The organism is Senimuribacter intestinalis (assembly GCF_943192965.1).
GTDB classification, from domain to species: Bacteria; Bacillota; Clostridia; order Peptostreptococcales; family Anaerovoracaceae; genus Senimuribacter; species Senimuribacter intestinalis.
Map to the genome: position 1 here is coordinate 1 of NZ_CALPCF010000031.1, position 2,638 is coordinate 2,638.

Sequence of the window (2,638 nt, forward strand, 5' to 3'; positions counted from 1 at the left end):
CCTTCTTGAATCGAAAGGAGCGATTCAATGATTCCTACCTTGTGAAACGTCGTAAAAATTATTCTGGAATCATTATAACATATTCCGCTCAAAAATGTTTACCATTTGACAAAAAAGTTGAAGAATATAGCTGTAAACTTTTTCGAGATTATTTCTTTCTAAAACTTATTACTACAATAAAGGCGCGAAAGTATCCTTGTACAAAAAATTCCTTGCCAAACTTAAATTTGTATGATAGACTCTAGTACGTTAGTTTACATGTCGACTGGCAAAGATATTCTGCCGGTCTGAAAGAAAACTATCTCTCTGGAGAGAACCGAAAGGTCGCCGAAGGTTTAAGCGGGCAGGTCTAAGCAGCCTATCCGTGATATCTCAGGCAAAGAGGACAGAGCCAATAGTTCAATCTAAATAGCTTATGTCATCCCTCCAGAGCCGAATTTGCTAAATTCGGCTTTTGTTTTGCTTTAGATTATCAAAAAGAGGAGATGAAACAATGAATTTCACAGAATTAATCAAGAGCATAGACGATTTCGTCTGGGGCATTCCCCTCATCGTGCTCATCATGGGTACCGGTATTCTTTTGACTTGCCGTGTTAAGCTTTTGCAAATCAGAAAACTGGGAAAGGCCTTAAAGTTTATGGTCAGCAATGAAGAAGGTGGTGAAGGTGAAGTTACCAGCTTCGGCGCATTTTGCACTGCTATGGCAGCCACCATCGGTACAGGAAACATCGTAGGTGTTGCCACTGCCGTTGTTGCAGGCGGTCCCGGCGCTCTGTTCTGGATGATTGTTGCAGCTTTCTTCGGTATGGCAACTAAGTATTCCGAAGGTGTGCTCGCTATCAAGTACAGAACCATCGACGCAGAGGGACATGCCCTGGGTGGTCCTTTCTACTACATCGAAAAAGGTATGGGCACAAGCTGGAAGTGGCTTGCAAAGCTGTTTGCGATTTTCGGAATCGGCGCAGGACTTCTCGGAATCGGTACGATTACACAAGTAAACGGGATTGCCTCCGCTGTAAAGAACTTTGCGGATCCTAACGGTCAGCATACCATAACGCTTTTGGGAGCGGAATACTCTATTGCAGTAGTTGCAACAGCTATCATCGTTGCAGTTGCAACAGCATTAGTTGTAATTGGAGGTATCCAGCGTATTTCCAGCGTTACCACCATTATCGTCCCATTTATGGCAATCACTTACGTTGTCGTATGTCTTGCTATTATTCTTTATAATATTAAAGCGTTCCCTGCCGCCATCGTCACTATCGTACAGTCCGCATTCGGCTTAAAAGCTGTCGCAGGCGGCGCTCTTGGAGCTATGATGGTAGCCGTTCAAAAAGGTGTTGCAAGAGGAATTTTTTCTAATGAGGCAGGCCTTGGCAGCGCACCAATTGCAGCTGCAGCAGCACAGACAAAGACCAGTGTAAGACAGGGATTGATTTCTATGACAGGTACTTTCATTGATACTATCATCATCTGTACCATGACAGGAACTACCCTGATTATTACAGGAGCAACTGAGCAGGGCCTTGAAGGTGCAGAATGTACTGCGTATGCTTTCGGCAAAGGGCTCCCTTGGAGTCAGAGCACAGGTGCGTTCATCCTGATGATGTGTCTCTCATTCTTTGCATTCACAACAATTCTTGGCTGGGACTATTATTCAGAAAGATGTCTGGAATACCTGGCAGGCAAGAAAAAAAGTATTCTTATGACTTACAAATGGCTGTACATTTTTGCAGTGCTAATTGGACCATTCCTGACCGTTGAAGCAGTATGGACCATCGCTGATATTTTCAACGGACTAATGGCAATTCCGAACCTGATTGCACTGGTTGCCCTTAGCGGCGTTGTTGCTAGAGAAACCAAAGACTTCTTTGAAAAAGAGGCACACCTTAAGCTAGGAGCCTAGGACCTCTACGCAAAATTGAATATCGACTTTTAATCAAATCATCCTAAAACAACCTGAAAGAATCAGATATTTTAGTTATTAAATATTGCCACACACTGGAAAATGTTATATAATAATAGTGCCTTTATGGGCACCATACGGCAAGAAAGGTGGTCAATTATGAACATAACTGATGTAAGAATCCGTAAGATTAACGACGAAGGAAAAATGAAAGCCGTGGTCTCTATCACATTTGATGACGAATTCGTAGTACATGACATCAAGATTATTGAAGGACAGAACGGACTATTCATTGCCATGCCTAGCAGAAAGATGGGAGAAGGTGACTTCAGAGACATCGCGCATCCGCTACTTTCCGAGACTAGATCCAAAATTAAAGACGCGATTTTTACTGAGTACGAAAAACTTTTAACGGAAAAAGAATCCGAAGAATGACCGACAAGAACTAACTAGTTATATTATTAGCTGCTTCAAAAGAAGCAGCTTTTTCCTTGTGTTTTTCATATTTTTAGTTTCCTATCTTTTTATAATTTACATAAATTAACATCAATATAGTCCTCAATTTATGTTATAATGAATCATATTGAACTAAACATTGAAAGGAACTATCATGCGAACTCTACTTGAACACTGGAAAATCATCCTACTTATTTTTAGGTCAATTGCCAAGGTGAATTCCAGTTTGCCTAAGTAAATGTCAGGTACGCAAGAGTGGAGGATGTAAAAAGCTAT

General features: G+C 41.4%; 2 protein-coding genes and 1 riboswitch. Both genes read left to right on the forward strand.

What is annotated here, in order from left to right:
- Positions 1-296 precede the first annotated feature (296 nt).
- Positions 297-399, forward strand: a riboswitch (glycine riboswitch).
- A 94-nt stretch (positions 400-493) separates the two neighbouring features.
- Positions 494-1,906, forward strand: coding sequence for an alanine/glycine:cation symporter family protein (locus tag NFR88_RS14965; protein WP_251617274.1), 1,413 nt, complete (start codon positions 494-496; stop codon positions 1,904-1,906).
- A gap of 159 nt (positions 1,907-2,065) precedes the next feature.
- Positions 2,066-2,341: a septation regulator SpoVG gene (spoVG, locus tag NFR88_RS14970; RefSeq protein ID WP_160203070.1), complete on the forward strand. Its 276-nt coding sequence runs from the start codon at positions 2,066-2,068 to the stop codon at positions 2,339-2,341.
- Positions 2,342-2,638 lie beyond the last annotated feature (297 nt).